16 protein-coding genes are annotated in these 21,775 nt (G+C 60.3%); all 16 read left to right on the top strand.

All coding sequences use genetic code 11. From position 1 onward, the window contains the following. Window positions 1-63: 63 nt before the first annotated feature. Complete coding sequence (gene rpoB, locus I5R65_RS20665; RefSeq protein WP_196872257.1) at window positions 64-4,170, top strand: DNA-directed RNA polymerase subunit beta; 4,107 nt, start codon at window positions 64-66, stop codon at window positions 4,168-4,170. A gap of 250 nt (window positions 4,171-4,420) precedes the next feature. Continuing rightward, the gene (rpoC, locus tag I5R65_RS20660; protein ID WP_196872256.1) at window positions 4,421-8,662 is read left to right on the top strand and encodes a DNA-directed RNA polymerase subunit beta'; all 4,242 of its coding nucleotides are present in this window, start codon (window positions 4,421-4,423) and stop codon (window positions 8,660-8,662) included. A 369-nt stretch (window positions 8,663-9,031) separates the two neighbouring features. Continuing rightward, window positions 9,032-11,278 carry a TonB-dependent hemoglobin/transferrin/lactoferrin family receptor gene (locus I5R65_RS20655; protein ID WP_370546799.1) on the top strand — a complete coding sequence of 749 codons (2,247 nt, stop codon included), beginning with the start codon at window positions 9,032-9,034 and terminating at the stop codon, window positions 11,276-11,278. 28 nt (window positions 11,279-11,306) lie between these two features. After that, complete coding sequence (locus tag I5R65_RS20650; protein WP_196872254.1) at window positions 11,307-12,458, top strand: hemin-degrading factor; 1,152 nt, start codon at window positions 11,307-11,309, stop codon at window positions 12,456-12,458. A 326-nt stretch (window positions 12,459-12,784) separates the two neighbouring features. After that, entirely contained in the window at window positions 12,785-13,168 is a 384-nt protein-coding gene (gene rpsL, locus I5R65_RS20645; RefSeq protein ID WP_006465490.1) for a 30S ribosomal protein S12, read from the top strand. A 155-nt stretch (window positions 13,169-13,323) separates the two neighbouring features. Further along, a complete protein-coding gene (gene rpsG / locus I5R65_RS20640) occupies window positions 13,324-13,794 on the top strand; it encodes a 30S ribosomal protein S7 (protein ID WP_196872253.1) in 471 nt (156 codons plus the stop codon). Window positions 13,795-13,919: 125 nt separating this feature from the next. Next, on the top strand, window positions 13,920-16,025 hold the full coding sequence (gene fusA / locus I5R65_RS20635; protein ID WP_196872252.1) for an elongation factor G: 2,106 nt from the start codon (window positions 13,920-13,922) through the stop codon (window positions 16,023-16,025). Window positions 16,026-16,139: 114 nt separating this feature from the next. Continuing rightward, window positions 16,140-17,330 carry an elongation factor Tu gene (gene tuf / locus I5R65_RS20630; RefSeq protein WP_077234960.1) on the top strand — a complete coding sequence of 397 codons (1,191 nt, stop codon included), beginning with the start codon at window positions 16,140-16,142 and terminating at the stop codon, window positions 17,328-17,330. Window positions 17,331-17,418: 88 nt separating this feature from the next. Then, window positions 17,419-17,736 carry a 30S ribosomal protein S10 gene (gene rpsJ, locus I5R65_RS20625; RefSeq protein WP_006464935.1) on the top strand — a complete coding sequence of 106 codons (318 nt, stop codon included), beginning with the start codon at window positions 17,419-17,421 and terminating at the stop codon, window positions 17,734-17,736. A 163-nt stretch (window positions 17,737-17,899) separates the two neighbouring features. Next, window positions 17,900-18,556, top strand: a complete 657-nt coding sequence (gene rplC / locus I5R65_RS20620; RefSeq protein ID WP_006464934.1) for a 50S ribosomal protein L3 — start codon at window positions 17,900-17,902, stop codon at window positions 18,554-18,556. 3 nt (window positions 18,557-18,559) lie between these two features. Continuing rightward, the gene (rplD, locus tag I5R65_RS20615; protein ID WP_196872251.1) at window positions 18,560-19,180 is read left to right on the top strand and encodes a 50S ribosomal protein L4; all 621 of its coding nucleotides are present in this window, start codon (window positions 18,560-18,562) and stop codon (window positions 19,178-19,180) included. Next, window positions 19,177-19,494: a 50S ribosomal protein L23 gene (rplW, locus tag I5R65_RS20610; protein ID WP_196872250.1), complete on the top strand. Its 318-nt coding sequence runs from the start codon at window positions 19,177-19,179 to the stop codon at window positions 19,492-19,494. The genes rplD and rplW overlap by 4 nt, the downstream gene beginning before the upstream one ends. Next, window positions 19,494-20,321, top strand: a complete 828-nt coding sequence (gene rplB / locus I5R65_RS20605) for a 50S ribosomal protein L2 (RefSeq protein WP_196872249.1) — start codon at window positions 19,494-19,496, stop codon at window positions 20,319-20,321. The genes rplW and rplB overlap by 1 nt, the downstream gene beginning before the upstream one ends. A 10-nt stretch (window positions 20,322-20,331) precedes the next feature. Further along, entirely contained in the window at window positions 20,332-20,607 is a 276-nt protein-coding gene (gene rpsS / locus I5R65_RS20600) for a 30S ribosomal protein S19 (RefSeq protein WP_006464930.1), read from the top strand. A gap of 6 nt (window positions 20,608-20,613) precedes the next feature. Continuing rightward, complete coding sequence (rplV, locus tag I5R65_RS20595) at window positions 20,614-20,946, top strand: 50S ribosomal protein L22 (RefSeq protein ID WP_196872248.1); 333 nt, start codon at window positions 20,614-20,616, stop codon at window positions 20,944-20,946. A gap of 9 nt (window positions 20,947-20,955) precedes the next feature. Next, window positions 20,956-21,774, top strand: coding sequence for a 30S ribosomal protein S3 (rpsC, locus tag I5R65_RS20590; RefSeq protein WP_196872247.1), 819 nt, complete (start codon window positions 20,956-20,958; stop codon window positions 21,772-21,774). Window position 21,775 lies beyond the last annotated feature (1 nt).

Below are 21,775 nucleotides of genomic sequence, written 5' to 3'. Positions count from 1 at the left end.
GCAAGTCACACGGTTTGATCGAATCTTGAACTATCTATCCTTCCTGTCACTCACGGAGTGTCCATGCACTACTCATTTACTGAGAAGAAGCGCATTCGCAAGTCCTTCGCGAAACGCGCAAACGTCCACAACGTTCCGTTCCTGCTCGCGACTCAGATCGAGTCGTATCAGAATTTCCTGCAACCCGAACGTATCGCATCGGAGCGCAAGAACGAAGGCCTGCAGTCAGCTTTCACCTCGATTTTCCCCATCGTGTCGCACAATGGTTTTGCGCGGCTCGAATTCCTGTCGTATGTGCTGGGCGCTCCACCGTTTGATGTCAAAGAGTGCCAACAACGTGGCCTGACCTTCGCGTCTCCGCTGCGTGCCAAGGTGCGTCTGGTGATCCTGGACAGGGAATCGCCGACCAAGCCGGTCGTCAAGGAAATGAAGGAACAGGAAGTCTACATGGGCGAACTGCCCCTGATGACCACCACCGGTTCCTTCGTCATCAACGGCACCGAGCGCGTGATCGTGTCCCAGCTGCACCGCTCCCCGGGCGTGTTCTTCGAACACGACCGCGGCAAGACGCACTCGTCGGGCAAGCTGCTGTTCTCGGCCCGCATCATTCCTTACCGTGGCTCCTGGCTGGACTTCGAATTCGATCCGAAGGACATCCTGTTCTTCCGCGTCGACCGCCGCCGCAAGATGCCGGTGACGATCCTGCTGAAGGCCATCGGCATGACCTCCGAGCAGATCCTGGCGAACTTCTTCGTCTTCGATAACTTCAACCTGCACGCCGAAGGCGCGGACATGGAGTTTGTCTCCGAGCGCCTGCGCGGTGAAGTCGCACGTTTCGACATCACCGACAAGTCGGGCAAGGTGATGGTCGCCAAGGACAAGCGCATCAACGCCAAGCACGTGCGCGACATCGAAGCCGCCGGCATCAAGCACATCTCCGTGCCGGAAGACTACCTGCTGGGCCGCGTGCTGGCCAAGAACATCGTCGATCCGGACACCGGTGAAGTGGTTGCCAGTGCCAACGACGAGTTGACCGAAGACCTGCTGGCCAAGCTGCGCGAAGCCAACATTTCGGCCATCCAGACCCTGTACACCAACGACCTGGATCAGGGCGGCTACATCTCGCAGACCCTGCGCACCGACGACACCGCCGATCAGACCGCCGCACGCGTGGCGATCTATCGCATGATGCGTCCTGGCGAACCGCCGACCGAAGAGTCCGTGGAAGCCCTGTTCAACGGCCTGTTCTACAGCGAAGACCGCTACGACCTGTCGGCCGTGGGCCGCATGAAGTTCAACCGTCGCGTCAGCCGCGACGAGCTGACCGGCACCATGACCCTGTCCAATGACGACATCCTGGCCGTCATCAAGATCCTGGTCGAACTGCGTAACGGCCGTGGCGAAGTCGATGACATCGACCACCTGGGTAACCGTCGCGTGCGTTGCGTGGGCGAACTGGCCGAGAACCAGTTCCGTGCCGGTCTGGTGCGCGTGGAGCGCGCTGTCAAGGAGCGCCTGGGCCAAGCCGAGGCGGACAACCTGATGCCGCACGACCTGATCAACTCCAAGCCGATCTCGGCTGCCATCCGTGAGTTCTTCGGTTCGTCCCAGCTGTCGCAGTTCATGGACCAGACCAACCCGCTGTCGGAAATCACGCACAAGCGTCGCGTTTCCGCCCTGGGCCCTGGCGGTCTGACCCGCGAACGCGCCGGCTTCGAAGTGCGCGACGTGCACCCGACCCACTACGGCCGCGTGTGCCCGATCGAAACGCCTGAAGGCCCGAACATCGGCCTGATCAACTCGCTGGCGCTGTACGCCCGCCTGAACGAATACGGTTTCCTGGAAACCCCTTACCGCAAGGTCGAGGGCAGCAAGGTCACCAACCAGATCGACTACCTGTCGGCCATCGAAGAAGGTCGTTACGTGATCGCCCAGGCGAACGCGACCATCGACGGTCAAGGCAAGCTGTCCGACGAACTGGTGTCGGCCCGTGAAGCCGGCGAAACCATCCTGGTCTCGCCGGAACGCGTGCAGTACATGGACGTGGCCCCGGGCCAGGTGGTGTCGGTGGCAGCCTCGCTGATTCCGTTCCTGGAACACGATGACGCGAACCGTGCACTGATGGGCGCCAACATGCAGCGCCAGGCCGTGCCTTGCCTGCGTCCGGAAAAGCCGCTGGTCGGCACCGGCATCGAGCGTACCGTGGCAGTCGACTCCGGTACCACCGTGCAAGCCCTGCGTGGCGGCGTGGTGGACTACGTTGATGCAGGCCGTGTGGTGATCCGCGTCAACGACGACGAGGCGCAAGCCGGCGAAGTCGGTGTGGACATCTACAACCTGATCAAGTACACCCGTTCCAACCAGAACACCAACATCAACCAGCGTCCGATCGTCAAGATCGGTGACCGCGTCGCCAAGCACGACGTGATCGCCGACGGCGCCTCGACCGACATGGGCGAGCTGGCACTGGGCCAGAACATGCTGGTGGCCTTCATGCCCTGGAACGGCTACAACTTCGAAGACTCGATCCTGATCTCCGAAAAGGTCGTGGCCGATGACCGCTACACCTCGATCCACATCGAGGAACTGTCGGTGGTCGCCCGTGACACCAAGCTGGGCGCGGAAGAAATCACCCGCGACATCTCCAACCTGGCCGAGAACCAACTGGCCCGTCTGGATGAGTCGGGCATCGTCTACATCGGCGCTGAAGTCGAAGCCGGCGACACCCTGGTCGGTAAGGTCACCCCGAAGGGCGAGACCCAACTGACCCCGGAAGAGAAGCTGCTGCGCGCGATCTTCGGCGAGAAGGCTTCCGACGTGAAGGACACCTCGCTGCGCGTGCCTTCGGGCATGGTCGGCACCGTCATCGACGTGCAGGTGTTCACCCGCGAAGGCATCCAGCGTGACAAGCGCGCTCAGCAGATCATCGACGATGAACTCAAGCGCTATCGCCTGGACCTGAACGACCAGCTGCGTATCGTGGAAGGCGATGCCTTCCAGCGTCTGGAACGCCTGCTGATCGGCAAGGTCGCCAACGGCGGCCCGAAGAAGCTGGTCAAGGGCGCCAAGCTGGACAAGGCCTACCTGGACGACCTGGACAAGTTCCACTGGTTCGACATCCGTCCGGCCGACGACGACATCGCCAACGCACTGGAAGCGATCAAGGAATCGATCGCCGAGAAGCGTCACCAGTTCGACCTGGCTTTCGAAGAGAAGCGCAAGAAGCTGACCCAGGGCGATGAACTGCCGCCGGGCGTGCAGAAGATGGTCAAGGTCTACCTGGCCGTGAAGCGTCGTCTGCAACCTGGCGACAAGATGGCCGGTCGTCACGGTAACAAGGGTGTGGTCTCCCGCATCCTGCCGATCGAAGACATGCCGCACATGGCCGACGGTACCCCCGCCGACATCGTGCTGAACCCGCTGGGCGTGCCTTCCCGTATGAACGTCGGTCAGGTTCTGGAAGTTCACCTGGGCTGGGCGGCCAAGGGCCTGGGCCTGCGTCTGGGCGAAATGGTGCAGGCGCAAGCCAAGATTGCCGAGCTGCGCAAGTTCCTGACCACCATCTACAACGAGTCCGGCAAGCAGGAAGAGCTGGACACGTTCACCGACGAGGAAATCGTCGAGCTGGTGGAAAACCTGAAGAAGGGCGTGCCTTTCGCAACCCCGGTGTTCGACGGTGCGCATGAAGACGAGACCCGTCGCATGCTGGACCTGGCCTACCCGGATCCGGTGGCCAAGCAGTTGGGCATGACCCCGTCCAAGAACCAGGTCACCATGTATGACGGCCGTACCGGCGAAGCCTTCGAGCGCACCGTGACGGTGGGCTACATGCACTACCTGAAGCTGCACCACTTGGTCGACGACAAGATGCACGCCCGTTCCACCGGCCCGTACTCGCTGGTGACCCAGCAGCCGCTGGGTGGCAAGGCGCAGTTCGGCGGCCAGCGTTTCGGCGAAATGGAAGTCTGGGCACTGGAAGCCTACGGTGCCTCCTATGTCCTGCAGGAAATGCTGACCGTCAAGTCGGACGACGTGAACGGCCGTACCAAGGTGTACGAAAACCTGGTCAAGGGCGATCACGTGATCGACGCCGGCATGCCGGAATCCTTCAACGTGTTGGTGAAGGAAATCCGCTCGCTGGGTATCGACATCGATCTCGAACGCGAGTGATGCAGGCAGTGATGTAAAGAGGGGCGCTGCAGCGTGAGCTGCGCGCCCCGCCGGTCTTTCCGGCGCAGCAAAGATAACGAATCACGAGATTCAAGAGAAGTACGGCAGTAAGCTGGGGAGGTCTGTCCCGGTATCGAGCGGCACCACGAAGCAAGCGCTTCGATGGCTCTCCCGCCGATGCGAACAGGGTTAAGCAGGGTGAACCGGCCACACGTAAACTTAGTTTTTTCACGCCAACCTGGAGTGATACATGAAAGCACTGCTCGATCTATTCAAGCAAGTCCAGCAAAACGAACAATTCGACGCGATCAAGATCGGTCTGGCTTCGCCTGACAAGATCCGTTCGTGGTCCTTCGGTGAAGTCAAGAAGCCGGAAACCATCAACTATCGTACCTTCAAGCCCGAGCGCGATGGCCTGTTCTGCGCCAAGATCTTTGGCCCCATCAAGGATTACGAGTGCCTGTGCGGCAAGTACAAGCGCTTGAAGCACCGCGGCGTGATCTGCGAGAAGTGCGGCGTGGAAGTGACCCTGGCCAAGGTGCGCCGCGAGCGCATGGGCCACATCGAGCTGGCTTCCCCCACCGCCCACATCTGGTTCCTGAAGTCGCTGCCATCCCGTCTGGGCATGGTGCTGGACATGACCTTGCGCGATATCGAGCGCGTGCTGTACTTCGAAGCCTACGTCGTGACCGATCCCGGCATGACCCCGCTGAAGAAGTGCCAGATCATGTCGGAAGACGACTACGCTGCCAAGTACGAAGAGTACGGTGACGACTTCATCGCCTTCATGGGCGCCGAAGGTATCCGCGAACTGCTGCGCGCGATCGACATCGACCGCGAAGCGGAAACCCTGCGCCAGGAACTGAAAGAATCCAAGTCCGAAGCCAAGATCAAGAAGTACGCCAAGCGCCTGAAGGTGTTGGAGGCGTTCCAGCGCTCGGGCATCAAGCCCGACTGGATGATCATGGAAGTGCTGCCGGTGCTGCCGCCGGAACTGCGTCCGCTGGTGCCGCTGGATGGCGGCCGCTTCGCGACCTCCGACCTGAACGACCTGTATCGCCGCGTCATCAACCGTAACAATCGCCTGAAGCGATTGATGGAACTGCGCGCGCCTGAAATCATCACGCGCAACGAAAAGCGCATGCTGCAGGAAGCGGTCGACTCGCTGCTGGACAACGGTCGTCGTGGCAAGGCCATGACCGGCGCCAACAAGCGTCCGCTGAAGTCGCTGGCCGAAATGATCAAGGGCAAGGGCGGTCGTTTCCGTCAGAACCTGCTGGGCAAGCGCGTGGACTACTCCGGCCGTTCGGTCATCGTGGTGGGTCCGCAGCTGAAGCTGCACCAGTGCGGCCTGCCCAAGCTGATGGCCCTGGAACTGTTCAAGCCCTTCATCTTCAACAAGCTGGAACTGATGGGTCTGTCGACCACCATCAAGGCTGCGAAGAAGCTGGTGGAAGCACAGGAACCGGTGGTCTGGGACATCCTGGAAGAAGTCATCCGCGAACACCCGGTGATGCTGAACCGTGCGCCGACCCTGCACCGTCTGGGCATCCAGGCGTTCGAGCCGGTCCTGATCGAAGGCAAGGCGATCCAGCTGCACCCGCTGGTTTGCGCGGCGTTCAACGCCGACTTCGACGGCGACCAGATGGCTGTCCACGTCCCGCTGTCGATCGAAGCGCAGATGGAAGCCCGCACCCTGATGCTGGCCTCCAACAACATCCTGTTCCCGTCCAACGGCGAACCGTCCATCGTCCCGTCCCAGGATATCGTGCTGGGTCTGTACTATGCCACCCGTGAAGCCATCAACGGCAAGAACGAAGGCATGCTGTTCCAGGACGTGTCGGAAGTCATCCGCGCCTACGACAACAAGGAAGTGGAGCTGGCCACCCGTATCACGGTGCGTATCGTGGAACATCCGAAGGACCCGGTCACCGGCGAATTCGTGCGTACCGTCAAGCGCTACGAGACCACCATCGGCCGCGCCATCCTCTCCGAGATCCTGCCCAAGGGCCTGCCGTTCTCGGTGCTGAACCGCGCGCTGAAGAAGAAGGAAATCTCCAAGCTGATCAACACGTCCTTCCGCAAGTGCGGTCTGCGTGCCACCGTGGTGTTCGCCGACCAGCTGATGCAGTCGGGCTTCCGCCTGGCCACCCGCGCCGGTATCTCGATCTGCGTGGACGACATGCTGGTGCCGCCGCAAAAGGCCACCCTGATCGCCGCTGCCGAGTCCGAAGTCAAGCAGATCGAGCAGCAGTACTCCTCCGGTCTGGTGACCGCAGGCGAGCGCTACAACAAGGTCGTGGACATCTGGGGCAAGGCCGGTGACGAAGTCGGCAAGGCCATGATGGACCAGCTGAAGGTGGAAGACGTCGTTACCCGCGAAGGCAAGAAGACCACTCAGGAATCGTTCAACGCGATTTACATGATGGCCGACTCCGGCGCCCGTGGTTCGGCAGCCCAGATCCGCCAGCTGGCCGGTATGCGCGGCCTGATGGCCAAGCCTGACGGCTCCATCATCGAAACGCCGATCACCGCGAACTTCCGCGAAGGTCTGAACGTGTTGCAGTACTTCATCTCGACGCACGGCGCCCGTAAGGGTCTGGCCGATACCGCGCTGAAGACGGCGAACTCCGGTTACCTGACCCGTCGTCTGGTGGACGTGACCCAGGATCTGGTCGTGATCGAAGATGATTGCGGCACCTCCAACGGCGCGGCCATGAAGGCACTGGTCGAGGGTGGTGAAGTCATCGAAGCCCTGCGCGACCGTATCCTGGGCCGCGTGGCTGCGACCGACATCGTCAACCCTGAAGATCAGGCCACCCTGTACGAAGCCGGCACCCTGCTGGACGAAGACAAGGTCGAAGAGATCGAACGCATGGGTATCGACGAAGTGAAGGTGCGTACCCCGCTGACCTGCGACACACGCTATGGCCTGTGCGCCAAGTGCTACGGCCGCGACCTCGGCCGTGGCCTGCTGGTCAACTCCGGCGAAGCCGTCGGCGTGGTGGCAGCGCAGTCCATCGGTGAACCGGGTACCCAGCTGACCATGCGTACCTTCCACATCGGTGGTGCTGCATCGCGTGCCGCCGTGGCCTCCTCGGTGGAAGCCAAGTCCAACGGTACCGTGCGCTTCACCGTCACGATGCGTTATGTGACCAATGGCAAGAACGAACAGATCGTCATTTCCCGTTCCGGCGAAGTGTTGATCACCGACGACCTGGGTCGTGAGCGCGAACGTCACAAAGTGCCGTACGGCGCCACCCTGATCGTCAAGGATGGCATGACCATCAAGGCCGGTACCGCGCTGGCAACCTGGGATCCGCTGACCCGTCCTATCATCACCGAGTACTCCGGTACCGTGAAGTTCGAGAACGTGGAAGAAGGCTCCACCGTGGCCAAGCAGATCGACGAAGTCACCGGTCTGTCGACCCTGGTGGTCATCGATGCGAAGCGTCGTGGTCCGTCCTCCAAGGTCCTGCGTCCGCAGGTCAAGCTGTTGAACGAACAGGGCGAAGAAGTGAAGATCGCCGGCACCGAACACTCGGTGACCATCGGCTTCCAGGTCGGCGCACTGATTACCGTCAAGGATGGTCAACAGGTGCATGTGGGTGAAGTGCTGGCCCGTATCCCGACCGAATCGCAGAAGACCCGTGACATTACCGGTGGTCTGCCGCGCGTGGCCGAACTGTTCGAAGCACGTTCACCGAAGGACGCCGGCATGCTGGCCGAAGTCACTGGTACCGTTGCCTTCGGCAAGGAAACCAAGGGCAAGCAGCGTCTGGAAATCACCGACATGGAAGGCACCAAGCACGAGTTCCTGATCACCAAGGACAAGCAAGTGCTGGTGCACGACGGCCAGGTGGTGAACAAGGGCGAAATGATCGTGGACGGCCCGGCCGATCCGCAGGACATCCTGCGCCTCCTGGGTATCGAAGCGCTGGCCCGTTACATCGTCGACGAAGTGCAGGACGTGTACCGACTGCAGGGCGTGAAGATCAACGACAAGCACATCGAAGTGATCGTGCGTCAGATGCTGCGCCGCGTGCAGGTGGTGGAGCCGGGCGACACCAACTACATCACCGGTGAGCAGGTCGAGCGCTCCGAACTGCTGGACGAAAACGACCGCGTGAACGCCGAAGGCAAGATCCCGGCGACCTACGAAAACGTGCTGCTGGGTATTACCAAGGCATCGCTGTCGACCGACTCCTTCATCTCGGCCGCTTCGTTCCAGGAAACCACCCGCGTGCTGACCGAAGCCGCCATCATGGGCAAGAAGGATGGCCTGCGCGGTCTGAAGGAAAACGTCATCGTCGGCCGCCTGATCCCGGCCGGTACCGGCTTGGCGTTCCACCGCGCCCGCAAGGAAAAGGATGTATGGGAAGCCGAAGAGCGTGCTGCACTGCTCGAGGCCGAACGTGCCTCCCGTTCCGAGTTCGGCGACGAGGAAGTCTCCTCCACCGAGTCCATCGGCGGTGGCGAGGGCGAAGCGTAAGCACTACATCGCCGAGGTGGCCGGCAAGATGGGCCACCCGGGTTGATCGCCTTGAACGCTTGCAGGACAGGACGGCGTCGGAAGCAATTCCGGCGCCGTTTTTTTTCGTCCGTGCGGCCGCGCTCCATCACCCTGTCGGCAATGGGGAGATGGGGGATCAGTTATTGCCAATGAATACTGAATGTCCTATTATCTCCAGATAATAATTATTCTCATTTGTGGCGGTCTGAGGGACCCAGCACAGCTTTCGTCGCGGTCTGCGCCAGCAGGTCGTTTTCATTCCAAGAGGTAGCCAGCAGTCGCTAGTAACCGGACCTAACCAAGGGGTGGTTACCAGTGTTCCCATGCAAATCAAGGTGTGCAGCAGCCGTGTTGCTGGCGCTGCAGCAGTGGCTATGTGCCGGCGCTTTCGCGCAATCGGCGGACCAGCAATCCAGTCAATCAGGGCAATCCATCACGCTGGCCCAGGCCGGCGGCAAGACGCTGCAGGACGTGGTCGTGACAGCCAACCGTTCCGGCAGTACCGATCTCGATCATGCGGCGGCGACCGTCTCGGTGATCAGTGCGGAGGAGATGGAAAATCACAATGCCAGGGATATCAAGGATGCCTTGCGCTATGAGCCCGGTGTGGAAGTGCGACGCTCGGTCTACCGGATGTCCGGCATCACCGGCGCTACCGCCACCACCGGGCGCGGCGGCAACGAGGGCATCAGCATCCGAGGCCTGGACGGCAACCGGGTGCTGATGCTGGAAGACGGCATCAGCATGCCGCGCGCGTTCAGCCAGGGCGTGGCCAGCGTAGGGCGGGGCGCCACGACCGATACCGAACTGTATCGCCGCATCGAAGTGTTGCGCGGACCGGCGTCGTCGCTCTATGGCAGCGATGGCCTGACCGGGGCGGTCAATTTCATCACCAAGGATCCTGCGGACCTGCTTGATGTGTTCGGCAAGAGCAGCTATTTTTCCTTCAAGCCTTCCTACGACACCGCGGACCACAGTTTCGGCGCCGCCGCCAGCGCCGCCTGGGGTGGCGAGCAGTGGCAGGCGATGTTGATCCTCAATGCGCGCCACGGTGACGAGACCAGCAACAAGGGCAGCAACGACGTGCGCGGCAGCGCCCGCACCACGCCCGATCCGATGAGCTATACCAATCGTTCAGCGTTGGGCAAGCTGGTGTATCGGCCCAATGGGGTGGACAGCTTCAAGCTGACCCTGCAGGCAACCGAAGAGCGCGATAGCGGCGAGAGCCTCTCGGCCCTTGGCAATGGCATCACCGCCTATCGCACCAGCAGCAAGGCGAAAGGCCAACGCGCCACGCTGGCCTACGAGCATGCTGATGCCGAGCAACCCTGGATACAGAAAATCAAGGCCACCCTCAGTTATCGCAATGCCGATACCGACCAGACCACCTACGAGGCCGGCACCAGTACGCCCTCCCTGGTCCGGCCCCGGTTTCGTGAAGTGTCCTACCGTGACCAGATGCTCGCGGGCAGTGTCCTGGCCGAGAGCAATTTCGGTTCGGATAGCTGGCGCCACAAGCTGGTCTACGGGCTCGATCTGAGCCTGTCCACGCTGCAGGTGAATGCCAACGGCACTGGCTGGAGCAGTTGCACCGGTACCCAGTATTGCCAGTACTTCCCCAAGACCGAGTATTCGCAACTGGGCGCCTATGTGCAGGACGAGATGCGCACAGGGGTCCTCACCACCATTGCCGGCCTGCGCTTCGATGGCTATGAACTCAAGCCCAAGGCCAGCGCCAAGTATGATGCCCAGGCCATCGCCAGTGGCCAGCCGGCAGTAGCCAGTCGCGACAGTGCGTTTTCTCCGCGCCTGGCTTTCCTGGTCGAGGTGACTCCAGGCTTCATTCCCTACCTCCAATACGCGCGAGGCTTCCGATCGCCCTCGCCACAAGAGGTCAATTCGTTCTTCAACAACACGGTCTACAAGCAGGTCTCCAACCCCGATCTCAAGCCGGAAACCAGCAACACGGTGGAACTGGGGGTGCGCGGCAGGCTGGCGGCCGGCACCGGGTCGTTGCGCTACAGCGCCGCAGCCTACAAAGGCAACTACCGCAACTTCATTGACCTGGTGACGGTGAGCGGCAACCTGACGGTCTCCAATCCAACCATCTTCCAGTATCGCAATGCGGCCAAGGCCGAGATCCATGGGCTGGAAGCCCGCATCGACTACCAGCTCGACAATGGATTCACGGTCAAGAGCGGCTTCGCCTGGACCAAGGGAACGACCACCAGCAATGGCGTAGAGCAGGGACTGGAGTCGGTGGCGCCACTGTCGGTGGTGACGGGCCTGCGTTATGAACGCGTCCGGCAATGGTTCACGCAGGCGGACCTGATCTACAACGCCGCCAAGAAGAGAGCAGACATTCCGACGGCGACCAACTTCGTCTCGCCTTCATTCTTCGTGGCGGACCTCTCGGGCGGCTATCACCTGACGCCCAACATGACCGTCACCGCCGGCATCCGCAACCTGTTCGATCGCAAATACTGGAGCTGGACCGATATCCGGGGACTGTCGCTGGCCGACAGCGCCGTCAACAAGGACGCCTATACCGAGCCCGGTCGCAGCTTCAACGTCAGCCTGAAGATCGAATACTGAACCATTTGTACGTCTGAAAGGAATTTACATGAACCATCCTGCGCATACCGCCCGCCTGCATACGCTGGGCCTGCTGCTGGCAGCAACGCTGGCGGCGGCTGGCTGCGCCAGTGCTCCGCCCACCCTGGCCGAACGCTGGACCCAGCTTCATCAGGCGCAGCCCAAGCTGCATCCGCGCGACGCCGCCCGACAGCTGGGCGTGTCCGAAGCCCAACTGGTGGCTGCCGGCACGACCTGGCAAGCCACGCGGCTGCGGGCCGATACCAAGGACATCCAGGCCATGTATGAGCGCCTGCCGGAACTGGGGCGCATCAAGGCCATCACCCGCAATGATGATGTGGTCCTGGAGCGCGCCGGTGAGGTCGCACCGATTCGTCGCGACGCGCAGGGGCGGGTAGTGCCCGGCAGTGGATTGGCGGGAGGGCCCATCGACCTGCGCTTCGGTGCCGCGCAGTGGGGCAGCGCCTTCGCCGTGGTCCAGGCGGGGCGGGAGGGCAAGACCACCCGTAGCCTGCAGTTCTTCGACCGCTACGGTCAGGCGGTACACAAGGTCTATCTCGACAATGAGCAACACGTCGCCGACTTCGAGCGGCTGGTTGCGCAGTTCCGGATGACCGAGCAGAGCGCTGCCTTGCAGGTGGAGCCTTCGCCATCGACCTCCTCGGCCGTTGTCCGCAGCCGCCCATCGGCGGCCGACATCGCCGAGCTACGCCAGTCCTGGCAGGAGTTGAGCGACGTACACCAGTTCCCGCGCCTGCTGCGCGAGTTGAAGCTGAGCCGGGAACAGGCGCTGGAGCTGGTCGGGACCGAGTCTGCCTGGCGCATTGGACCGCAAGCCCTGCAATTGCTCATCGAGGATGCCAGGTCACGACGCCAGCCGATCATGGTGTTCGTCAGCAATGGCGGCATGACCCAGATCTACAGCGGCCTGATCGACAAGACCGCCACCAGGGGGGAGTGGTACAACGTATTGGACGCCGACCTCAATCTCCATGTGCGCAGCGCCGCGATCCATCATGGCTGGGTGGTACGTTGGCCCACCGACCATGGCACCGTCACGTCGGTCGAGTTCTATGATGTCGATGGACGCCAGCTGGTCAACTTCTTCTCGCGCCGCGATCGCGGCCAGCCGGAAACCTCCCAGTGGCGCCGCATGGTGGAGGCGCTGCCCAGCGCCTGAAGCCACGGCATTCTTGCAACAGAGAAAACATTGCCATCTCGTCACCGAAAACCGTGGCGAAATGGCCATAAACCGCCCGAAATCCAAGCCACGGGCTGGTCCAGGTTGACCCGCTGGCTTTTCAGGCATATACTCGCGAGTTCTCGAATTTAGGCTCTCCCGGGCTTATGCGTTCTTTGGTCTGAATCATCGCTTCTGCGACGCTGATCTCCCTTCCGGTCTTAAATCCGATCCGCGCGTTGTCTTCGCGCAAGAGTTTCCTGTGTGGTTCCGGGCAACCGATTCCGGAACCTGTTTTCAATGTTGTACTTTGTTGGATTAAAACGATGCCAACCATCAATCAGCTGATTAGCAAACCACGTGTCCGCGCGATCGTGAAGAGCAAGTCGCCGGCGCTGGAAAACAGCCCGCAAAAGCGCGGTGTTTGCACCCGCGTCTACACCACCACTCCGAAGAAGCCGAACTCGGCGCTGCGTAAAGTGGCCAAGGTGCGCCTGACCAACGGTTTCGAAGTCATTTCGTACATCGGCGGTGAAGGCCACAACCTGCAAGAACACAGTGTCGTGCTGATCCGCGGCGGCCGTGTGAAGGACTTGCCGGGTGTGCGTTACCACATGGTTCGTGGTGCACTGGATACCCAGGGCGTCAAGGATCGTAAGCAAGCTCGCTCGAAGTACGGTGCCAAGCGCGCCAAGGCAGCGAAGAAGTAATAATTGGTGTTTATCATGACGCCTGGCGTCTGGTGAACGGAATCAGAGTCGGTCCAGACTGGGCCGAGTAAGTGGAAGCCATGATGGCTCTCCGCGAGTGCAGGCGATGTTGAAACAGGGTTCGCCCACTCAACTGAAGATTGAAAGGAATTGAAATGCCACGTCGTCGTGAAGTCCCCAAGCGGGAAATTCTGCCGGATCCTAAGTTCGGCAACGTTGAAGTCGCCAAGTTTGTGAACGTGCTGATGCTGTCGGGCAAGAAGTCCGTCGCTGAAAACATCATCTACGGTGCCTTTGACTACATCCAGACCAAGTCGGGCAAGGACCCGCTGGAAGTGTTCTCCGCAGCCCTGAACAACTGCAAGCCGATGGTGGAAGTCAAGTCCCGCCGCGTCGGTGGCGCCAACTACCAGGTGCCCGTTGAAGTGCGTCCGGTGCGCCGCATGGCCCTGTCGATGCGCTGGCTGCGTGAAGCCGCCAACAAGCGCAGCGAGAAGTCGATGCCGCAGCGTCTGGGCGGTGAGCTGCTGGAAGCCTCCGAAGGCCGTGGCGGCGCCATGAAGCGTCGTGATGAAGTGCACCGTATGGCAGAAGCGAACAAGGCGTTCTCGCACTTCCGCTTCTAATCAAGACTGGGCCGGGTTGACCCTATCCGGGTGTTTCCTGGCCTGCATCTAAATTGGTTCGAGCCGAGCGTTTATTTGAAAAAAATGACGCTCGGTTTCGTGCATTAAAGACTTAGGAATAAATCATGGCTCGCAAGACCCCCATTGAGCGCTACCGTAACATCGGTATCTCCGCGCACATCGATGCTGGCAAAACCACCACGACCGAGCGCGTGCTGTTTTACACCGGTGTGAACCACAAGATCGGCGAAGTGCACGACGGCGCCGCCACCATGGACTGGATGGAGCAGGAACAAGAGCGTGGCATCACCATCACCTCCGCTGCGACCACCTGTTACTGGAAGGGCATGGCGAACAACTTCCCGGCCCACCACATCAACATCATCGACACCCCGGGTCACGTTGACTTCACCATCGAAGTCGAACGCTCGATGCGCGTGCTCGACGGCGCCTGCATGGTCTACTGCGCAGTCGGCGGCGTGCAGCCCCAGTCGGAAACCGTGTGGCGTCAGGCCAACAAGTACAAGGTCCCGCGTCTGGCCTTCGTGAACAAGATGGACCGTACCGGTGCCAACTTCTTCAAGGTCTACGACCAGATGCGTGCTCGCCTGAAGGCCAACCCGATCCCGATGCAAGTGCCTATCGGCGCCGAAGAAAACTTCGAAGGCGTGATCGATCTGGTCAAGATGCGCGCGATCTATTGGGACGACGCTTCCCAGGGCATGAAGTTCGACTACCGCGACATCCCTGAACATCTGAAGGCTGACGCGCAGAAGTGGCGCGAAAACCTGGTCGAAACCGCTGCCGAAGCATCGGAAGACCTGATGAACAAGTACCTGGAAGACGGCGACCTGACCGAAGCCGAAATCAAGGGCGCGATCCGTCAACGCACCATCTCCGGCGAAATCGTCCCGATGATGTGCGGTACCGCCTTCAAGAACAAGGGCGTGCAAGCCATGCTGGACGGCGTGATCGAGTACCTGCCGTCGCCGGTGGACATCCCCCCGGTTCCGGGCCTGAACGAAGACGACGAGCCGGTCGTGCGCGAAGCCAAGGACGACGAGAAGTTCTCCGCCCTGGCCTTCAAGATCGCTACCGACCCGTTCGTTGGTCAGCTGTGCTTCATCCGCTGCTACTCCGGTACCCTGAACTCCGGCGACACCGTGCTGAACTCGGTGAAGTCGAAGAAGGAACGTATCGGTCGTATCGTTCAGATGCACGCCAACCAGCGTGAAGAAATCAAGGAAATGCTGGCCGGTGACATCGCCGCCGTCGTGGGCCTCAAGGACACCACCACCGGTGATACCCTGTGCGACGACAAGGCAATGGTCGTGCTGGAGCGCATGGTCTTCCCGGAGCCCGTGATCTCGCAGGCTGTCGAGCCCAAGACCAAGGCCGACCAGGAAAAGATGGGCCTGGCCCTGAACCGCCTGGCTGCTGAAGATCCGTCCTTCCGCGTGCGTACCGACGAAGAATCGGGCCAGACCATCATCGCCGGTATGGGCGAGCTGCACCTGGACATCATCGTCGACCGCATGAAGCGTGAATTCAACGTCGAAGCGACCGTCGGCAAGCCGCAGGTGGCCTACCGCGAAACCATTCGCAAGACGTGCGAAGAATCCGAAGGCAAGTTCGTCAAGCAGTCGGGTGGTCGTGGTCAATACGGTCACGTCGTGCTGAAGATCGAGCCGCAAGAAGCCGGCAAGGGCTTCGAGTTCGTCGACGCGATCAAGGGCGGTACCGTTCCTCGCGAATTCATCCCGGCCGTTGAAAAGGGTGTGCGTGAAACCCTGAACACCGGCGTGCTGGCGGGTTACCCGGTGGTTGACGTCAAGGTCACCCTGTTCTTCGGTTCGTACCACGATGTGGACTCGAACGAAAACGCCTTCCGCATGGCCGGTTCAATGGCCTTCAAGGACGGTTGCCGTCGCGCCAGCCCGGTCATCCTGGAACCGATGATGGCTGTCGAAGTGGAAACCCCGGAAGACTACGCCGGTACCGTGATGGGCGACCTGTCGTCCCGCCGCGGCATGGTGCAAGGCATGGATGAAATCGCCGGCGGCGGTGGCAAGATCATCAAGGCCGAAGTACCCCTGTCGGAAATGTTTGGTTACTCGACCACGCTGCGTTCGGCCACTCAAGGTCGCGCAACCTACTCGATGGAATTCAAGCATTACTCCGAAGCGCCCAAGAACGTGATCGACGCAATCGTCACCTCCAAGGCCAAGTAAGTTGCAGCAATGACGGTCGGCCCCGTGTGGGGCAGACCGCCGGCCAGACTCCTGGCCAACCACGAATATTGAACATTGAACAGAACGACATCGTTCTCTTGAAGGAAATTTAAAATGGCAAAAGGCAAGTTTGAACGGACCAAGCCGCACGTGAACGTTGGCACCATCGGTCACGTTGACCACGGCAAGACCACCCTGACCGCAGCAATCGCCACCGTTCTGTCGAAGAAGTTCGGCGGCGAAGCGAAGGCATACGACCAGATCGACGCAGCGCCTGAAGAAAAGGCCCGCGGCATCACCATCAACACCGCGCACGTCGAATACGAAACCGCGAACCGTCACTACGCGCACGTTGACTGCCCAGGCCACGCCGACTATGTGAAGAACATGATCACTGGTGCCGCGCAGATGGACGGCGCGATCCTGGTGTGCTCGGCCGCTGACGGCCCGATGCCGCAGACCCGTGAACACATCCTGCTGTCGCGCCAGGTTGGCGTGCCGTACATCATCGTCTTCCTGAACAAGGCTGACATGGTGGACGACGAAGAGCTGCTGGAACTGGTGGAAATGGAAGTGCGCGAACTGCTGTCGAAGTACGAGTTCCCTGGCGACGACCTGCCCATCGTGAAGGGTTCGGCCAAGCTGGCGCTGGAAGGCGACACCGGTCCCCTGGGCGAGCAAGCGATCATGGCCCTGGCCGAAGCGCTGGACACCTACATCCCGACCCCGGAACGTGCTGTTGACGGTACCTTCCTGATGCCGGTGGAAGACGTGTTCTCGATCTCGGGTCGCGGCACCGTGGTGACTGGTCGCGTTGAGCGCGGCATCGTCAAGGTCGGCGAAGAAATCGAAATCGTCGGTATCGCTGACACCCAGAAGACCACCTGCACCGGCGTGGAAATGTTCCGCAAGCTGCTGGATCAAGGTCAAGCTGGCGACAACGTTGGCGTGCTGCTGCGCGGCACCAAGCGTGAAGACGTGCAGCGTGGCCAGGTTCTGGCCAAGCCGGGTTCGATCAAGCCGCACAAGCACTTCACCGGCGAGATCTATGTTCTGTCGAAGGACGAAGGCGGCCGTCACACCCCGTTCTTCAACAACTACCGTCCGCAGTTCTACTTCCGTACCACCGACGTGACTGGTGCGATCGAACTGCCGAAGGACAAGGAAATGGTCATGCCGGGCGACAACGTGTCGATCACCGTGCAACTGATCAACCCGATCGCCATGGAAGAAGGTCTGCGTTTCGCTATCCGTGAAGGCGGTCGTACCGTCGGCGCCGGCGTCGTCGCCAAGATCTTCGACTAATTGTCGGATAGCAACAAGTAGCACCAGTCGCATTTTTAACATCGCCGGGGGTGATCCCCATCCCCGGTTCGTTCTTTAAAGGAAAATCATGTCGGTTCCTAGCCAAAAAATCCGTATCCGTCTGAAAGCTTTCGACTATCGTCTGATCGACCAGTCCGCACTGGAAATCGTTGACACCGCCAAGCGCACCGGCGCTGTCGTCAAGGGCCCGGTTCCCCTGCCGACCCGCATCCAGCGTTTCGACGTCCTGCGTTCGCCGCACGTCAACAAGACTTCCCGCGATCAGTTCGAAATCCGTACCCATCAGCGTCTGATGGATATCGTCGATCCGACCGACAAGACGGTGGACGCATTGATGAAGCTGGACCTGCCCGCTGGCGTTGATGTCGAAATCAAGCTGCAGTAATCAGTAGGCATAGTGTTGGGAAAGCGCACAACCTCGGTTGTGCGCTTTTGTTTTACGGGCTATAATGCTCGGCTTCGATGTGGGTTTTGCGTCTGCAAAGCCCATAATTTATGGTAGTACGAACATCAGCCCCGCCCAATCGCAGGCGGGAATGGAGAAAACAATGAGCCTGGGCCTTGTTGGTCGCAAGGTTGGTATGATGCGCATCTTCACGGAAGATGGGGATTCGATCCCTGTGACCGTGCTGGACGTGTCCAACAACCGCGTGACACAAATCAAAACGCCTGAAGTGGATGGTTATTCCGCTGTTCAGGTGACCTTCGGTCAACGCCGCGCTTCGCGCGTGGTGAAAGCCGCCGCCGGCCACTTCGCCAAAGCTGGCGTCGAGGCAGGTACTGTCCTCAAAGAATTCCGTGTTGACGCTTCCAAGGCTGCCGAACTGAAGGCAGGCGACGTCGTTGGCATCGGCATGTTTGAAGCTGGCCAGAAAGTCGACGTGCAAGGCGTGTCGATCGGTAAGGGCTACGCCGGTACCATCAAGCGTTACAACTTCGCATCGGGTCGCGCGACCCACGGTAACTCCCGCTCGCACAATGTTCCTGGCTCCATCGGTATGGCGCAGGATCCGGGCCGCGTGTTCCCCGGCAAGCGCATGACCGGTCACCTGGGTGATGTCAAGACCACCGTCCAGAACCTGGAAATCGCCCGTGTGGACGCAGAGCGTCAATTGCTGCTGGTGAAGGGTGCCGTTCCCGGTGCCAAGAACGGTCAAGTGATCGTCTCGCCCGCAGTCAAAGTCAAAGCGAAGAAGGGGGCTTAATCAATGGAACTGAAGCTCCTGAATGACCAAGGTCAAGCTGCTTCGAACGTCGCCGCACCGGATACCATTTTCGGTCGTGACTACAACGAAGCCCTGATCCACCAGGTCGTGGTTGCCTACCAAGCTAACGCTCGTAGCGGCAATCGCAAGCAAAAGGATCGTGAAGAAGTCAGTCACACCACCAAGAAGCCTTGGCGTCAAAAGGGTACTGGCCGCGCACGTGCCGGTATGTCCTCGTCGCCTCTGTGGCGTGGCGGTGGTCGTATCTTCCCGAACTCGCCTGACGAAAACTTCACCCACAAGGTCAACAAGAAGATGTATCGCGCAGGTGTCTGCTCGATTCTGTCCCAGTTGGCACGTGAAGGCCGCCTGTCGGTCGTCGAAGAGTTCGCCGTCGAAGCCCCGAAGACCAAGCTGCTGGCCCAAAAGCTCAAGGGCATGGGTCTGGAATCGGTGCTGGTTATTACCGACAGCCTGGACGAAAAGCTGCTGCTGGCCTCGCGCAATCTGCCGGGCGTGCTGGTGGTCGAGCCGCGTCAAGCTGATCCCGTGTCGCTGGTGTACTTCAAGAATGTCTTGATCACCAAGCTGGCTCTGGCAAAGATTGAGGAGTTGCTGGCATGAACGCAATCGTGAAACATAGCGAAGAGCGCCTGATGAAGGTGCTGCTGGCACCGGTGATCTCCGAAAAGGCAACCTTTGTCGCCGAGAAGAACGAGCAAGTCGTCTTCCTGGTCGCCAAGGACGCCACCAAGCTGGAAGTCAAGGCCGCCGTCGAACTGCTGTTCAAGGTGGAAGTGGAATCGGTGCAAGTCGCCAACCGTCAGGGCAAGCAAAAGCGCTCGAAGAACGGTATGGGCCGCCGCAACCACACTCGCCGTGCATTCGTCAGCCTGAAGCCGGGTCAAGAAATCAACTTCACCGAGGAGGCTAAATAATGGCACTCGTAAAAGTGAAGCCGACCTCGCCCGGTCGGCGCGGCATGGTCAAGGTCGTCAATCCCGACCTGTACAAGGGCCGTCCGCTGGCATCGCTGGTCGAAAAGAAGTCCAAGACCGCCGGCCGTAACAACAACGGCCACATCACCACCCGCCACATCGGCGGTGGTCACAAGCAGCACTACCGTGTTGTCGACTTCCGTCGCAACAAGGATGGTATCCCGGCCAAGGTCGAGCGTATCGAATACGACCCGAACCGTACCGCGCACATTGCACTGCTGTGCTACGCGGACGGTGAGCGCAAGTACATCATCGCTCCCAAGGGCGTGGCAGTCGGCGATCAGCTGATCAGCGGTTCTGAAGCTCCGATCAAGTCGGGCAACACCCTGCCGATCCGCAACATCCCCGTCGGTACCACCATCCACTGCGTGGAAATGCTGCCGGGCAAGGGTGCCCAGATCGCACGTACCGCCGGCGCCGCTGTGGTGCTGATGGCGCGTGAAGGTACCTACGCTCAGGTTCGCCTGCGCTCCGGTGAAGTGCGTCGCGTTCACATCGAATGCCGCGCCACCATCGGTGAAGTCGGTAACGGTGAGCACAACCTGCGCAAGATCGGTAAGGCTGGTGCAACCCGTTGGCGCGGTGTGCGTCCGACCGTTCGTGGCGTTGTCATGAACCCGGTCGATCACCCGCACGGTGGTGGTGAAGGCAAGACCGCCGCTGGCCGTCACCCGGTTTCGCCGTGGGGCCAGCAGACCAAGGGCAAGAAGACTCGTAGCAACAAGCGTACGACTTCGATGATTGTCTCGCGTCGCGGCAAGAAATAAAGGATAAAACATGACACGTTCATTGAAAAAAGGTCCTTTCTGCGACGCCCACCTGGTGAAAAAGGTTGAGGCTGCCCAGGCTACCAAGGACAAGAAGCCGATCAAGACCTGGTCGCGTCGTTCGACCATCATGCCCGACTTCATCGGTCTGACCATTGCCGTGCACAACGGCAAGGCACACGTGCCGGTCTATGTCTCGGAAAACATGGTTGGTCACAAGCTCGGCGAATTCGCGCTGACCCGTACTTTCAAGGGTCACGCTGCCGATAAGAAGGCTAAGAAATAAGGTCCTATGATGGAAACTAAAGCTACTCTGCGCGGTGTGCACCTGTCGGCCCAGAAGGGCCGCCTGGTTGCAGACCTGATCCGCGGTAAAAAAGTTGATCAGGCACTGAATATCTTGGCCTTCAGCCCCAAGAAGGGCGCGGTCATCATCAAGAAGGTTCTGGAGTCCGCCATTGCGAACGCCGAACACAATGATGGTGCCGACATTGACGAGCTGACTGTCAAGACCATTTATGTGGAAAAGGGTGCGGTCCTGAAGCGCTTCACAGCGCGTGCAAAGGGCCGTGGTGATCGTATTTCCAAGCAGTCGTGTCACATCTACGTGACCGTCGGAAACTAAGGAGTCACGATGGGACAGAAGATTCATCCAACCGGTTTCCGTCTGGCGGTTACACGTAACTGGGGCTCGCGTTGGTATGCAGGCAACAACAACTTTGCCGACATGCTCAATGAGGACCTGAAGGTCCGTGCTTACCTGAAGAAGAAGCTGAAGAACGCTTCGGTTGGCCGCGTGGTCATCGAGCGTCCGGCCAAGAATGCCCGCATCACCATTTACAGCTCCCGTCCGGGCGTTGTGATTGGCAAGAAGGGTGAAGACATCGAAGTGCTGAAGTCGGCACTGGCCAAGCTGATGGGCGTGCCCGTGCACGTCAACATCGAAGAAATCCGCAAGCCGGAAGCCGATGCTCAGCTGATCGCTGACTCGATCTGCCAGCAGCTGGAAAAGCGCATCATGTTCCGTCGCGCCATGAAGCGTGCGATGCAGAACGCCATGCGTCTGGGCGCCCAAGGCATCAAGATCATGTCGTCTGGCCGTCTGAACGGCATCGAAATCGCACGTACCGAATGGTACCGCGAAGGTCGCGTGCCGCTGCACACCCTGCGCGCCGATATCGATTATGGCTTCGGCGAAGCTGAAACCACCTACGGCATCATCGGTGTGAAGGTGTGGGTCTACAAGGGCGACCGCCTGGCAAACGGCGAATCGCCGGTGCTGGTCGGCGAACTGGATGACGACAAGAAGCGTCGTGGTCCCCGTCGTGACGACGGCAAGCCGGGTGCACGTCCCCGCTCCAAGACTGGTGCTCCTGGCGCCGGTGCGAAGCGTGGCGGTGGTCGTCCTCAAGCTGCCGATGCCGGTGTGTCGGCTGAGAAAGCGGGAGAATAAT

The sequence above is a fragment of the Herbaspirillum sp. AP02 genome (assembly GCF_015767275.1).
Classification (GTDB): domain Bacteria; phylum Pseudomonadota; class Gammaproteobacteria; order Burkholderiales; family Burkholderiaceae_D; genus Herbaspirillum.
The sequence above is the reverse complement of the archived record's forward strand: the minus strand, read 5'-3'. Positions and strand labels throughout refer to the sequence as shown.

What these genes read in the sequence shown, in the direction of transcription:
- rpsC (WP_196872247.1), top strand. Translation starts at nt 20,956, where the DNA reads ATGGGACAGAAGATTCATCCAACCGGTTTCCGTCTGGCGGTTACACGT.
- rpsS (WP_006464930.1), top strand. Translation starts at nt 20,332, where the DNA reads ATGACACGTTCATTGAAAAAAGGTCCTTTCTGCGACGCCCACCTGGTG.
- rplC (WP_006464934.1), top strand. Translation starts at nt 17,900, where the DNA reads ATGAGCCTGGGCCTTGTTGGTCGCAAGGTTGGTATGATGCGCATCTTC.
- tuf (WP_077234960.1), top strand. Translation starts at nt 16,140, where the DNA reads ATGGCAAAAGGCAAGTTTGAACGGACCAAGCCGCACGTGAACGTTGGC.
- fusA (WP_196872252.1), top strand. Translation starts at nt 13,920, where the DNA reads ATGGCTCGCAAGACCCCCATTGAGCGCTACCGTAACATCGGTATCTCC.
- rplD (WP_196872251.1), top strand. Translation starts at nt 18,560, where the DNA reads ATGGAACTGAAGCTCCTGAATGACCAAGGTCAAGCTGCTTCGAACGTC.
- rplB (WP_196872249.1), top strand. Translation starts at nt 19,494, where the DNA reads ATGGCACTCGTAAAAGTGAAGCCGACCTCGCCCGGTCGGCGCGGCATG.
- rplW (WP_196872250.1), top strand. Translation starts at nt 19,177, where the DNA reads ATGAACGCAATCGTGAAACATAGCGAAGAGCGCCTGATGAAGGTGCTG.
- I5R65_RS20650 (WP_196872254.1), top strand. Translation starts at nt 11,307, where the DNA reads ATGAACCATCCTGCGCATACCGCCCGCCTGCATACGCTGGGCCTGCTG.
- rpsJ (WP_006464935.1), top strand. Translation starts at nt 17,419, where the DNA reads ATGTCGGTTCCTAGCCAAAAAATCCGTATCCGTCTGAAAGCTTTCGAC.
- rplV (WP_196872248.1), top strand. Translation starts at nt 20,614, where the DNA reads ATGATGGAAACTAAAGCTACTCTGCGCGGTGTGCACCTGTCGGCCCAG.
- rpoC (WP_196872256.1), top strand. Translation starts at nt 4,421, where the DNA reads ATGAAAGCACTGCTCGATCTATTCAAGCAAGTCCAGCAAAACGAACAA.
- rpsL (WP_006465490.1), top strand. Translation starts at nt 12,785, where the DNA reads ATGCCAACCATCAATCAGCTGATTAGCAAACCACGTGTCCGCGCGATC.
- rpsG (WP_196872253.1), top strand. Translation starts at nt 13,324, where the DNA reads ATGCCACGTCGTCGTGAAGTCCCCAAGCGGGAAATTCTGCCGGATCCT.
- rpoB (WP_196872257.1), top strand. Translation starts at nt 64, where the DNA reads ATGCACTACTCATTTACTGAGAAGAAGCGCATTCGCAAGTCCTTCGCG.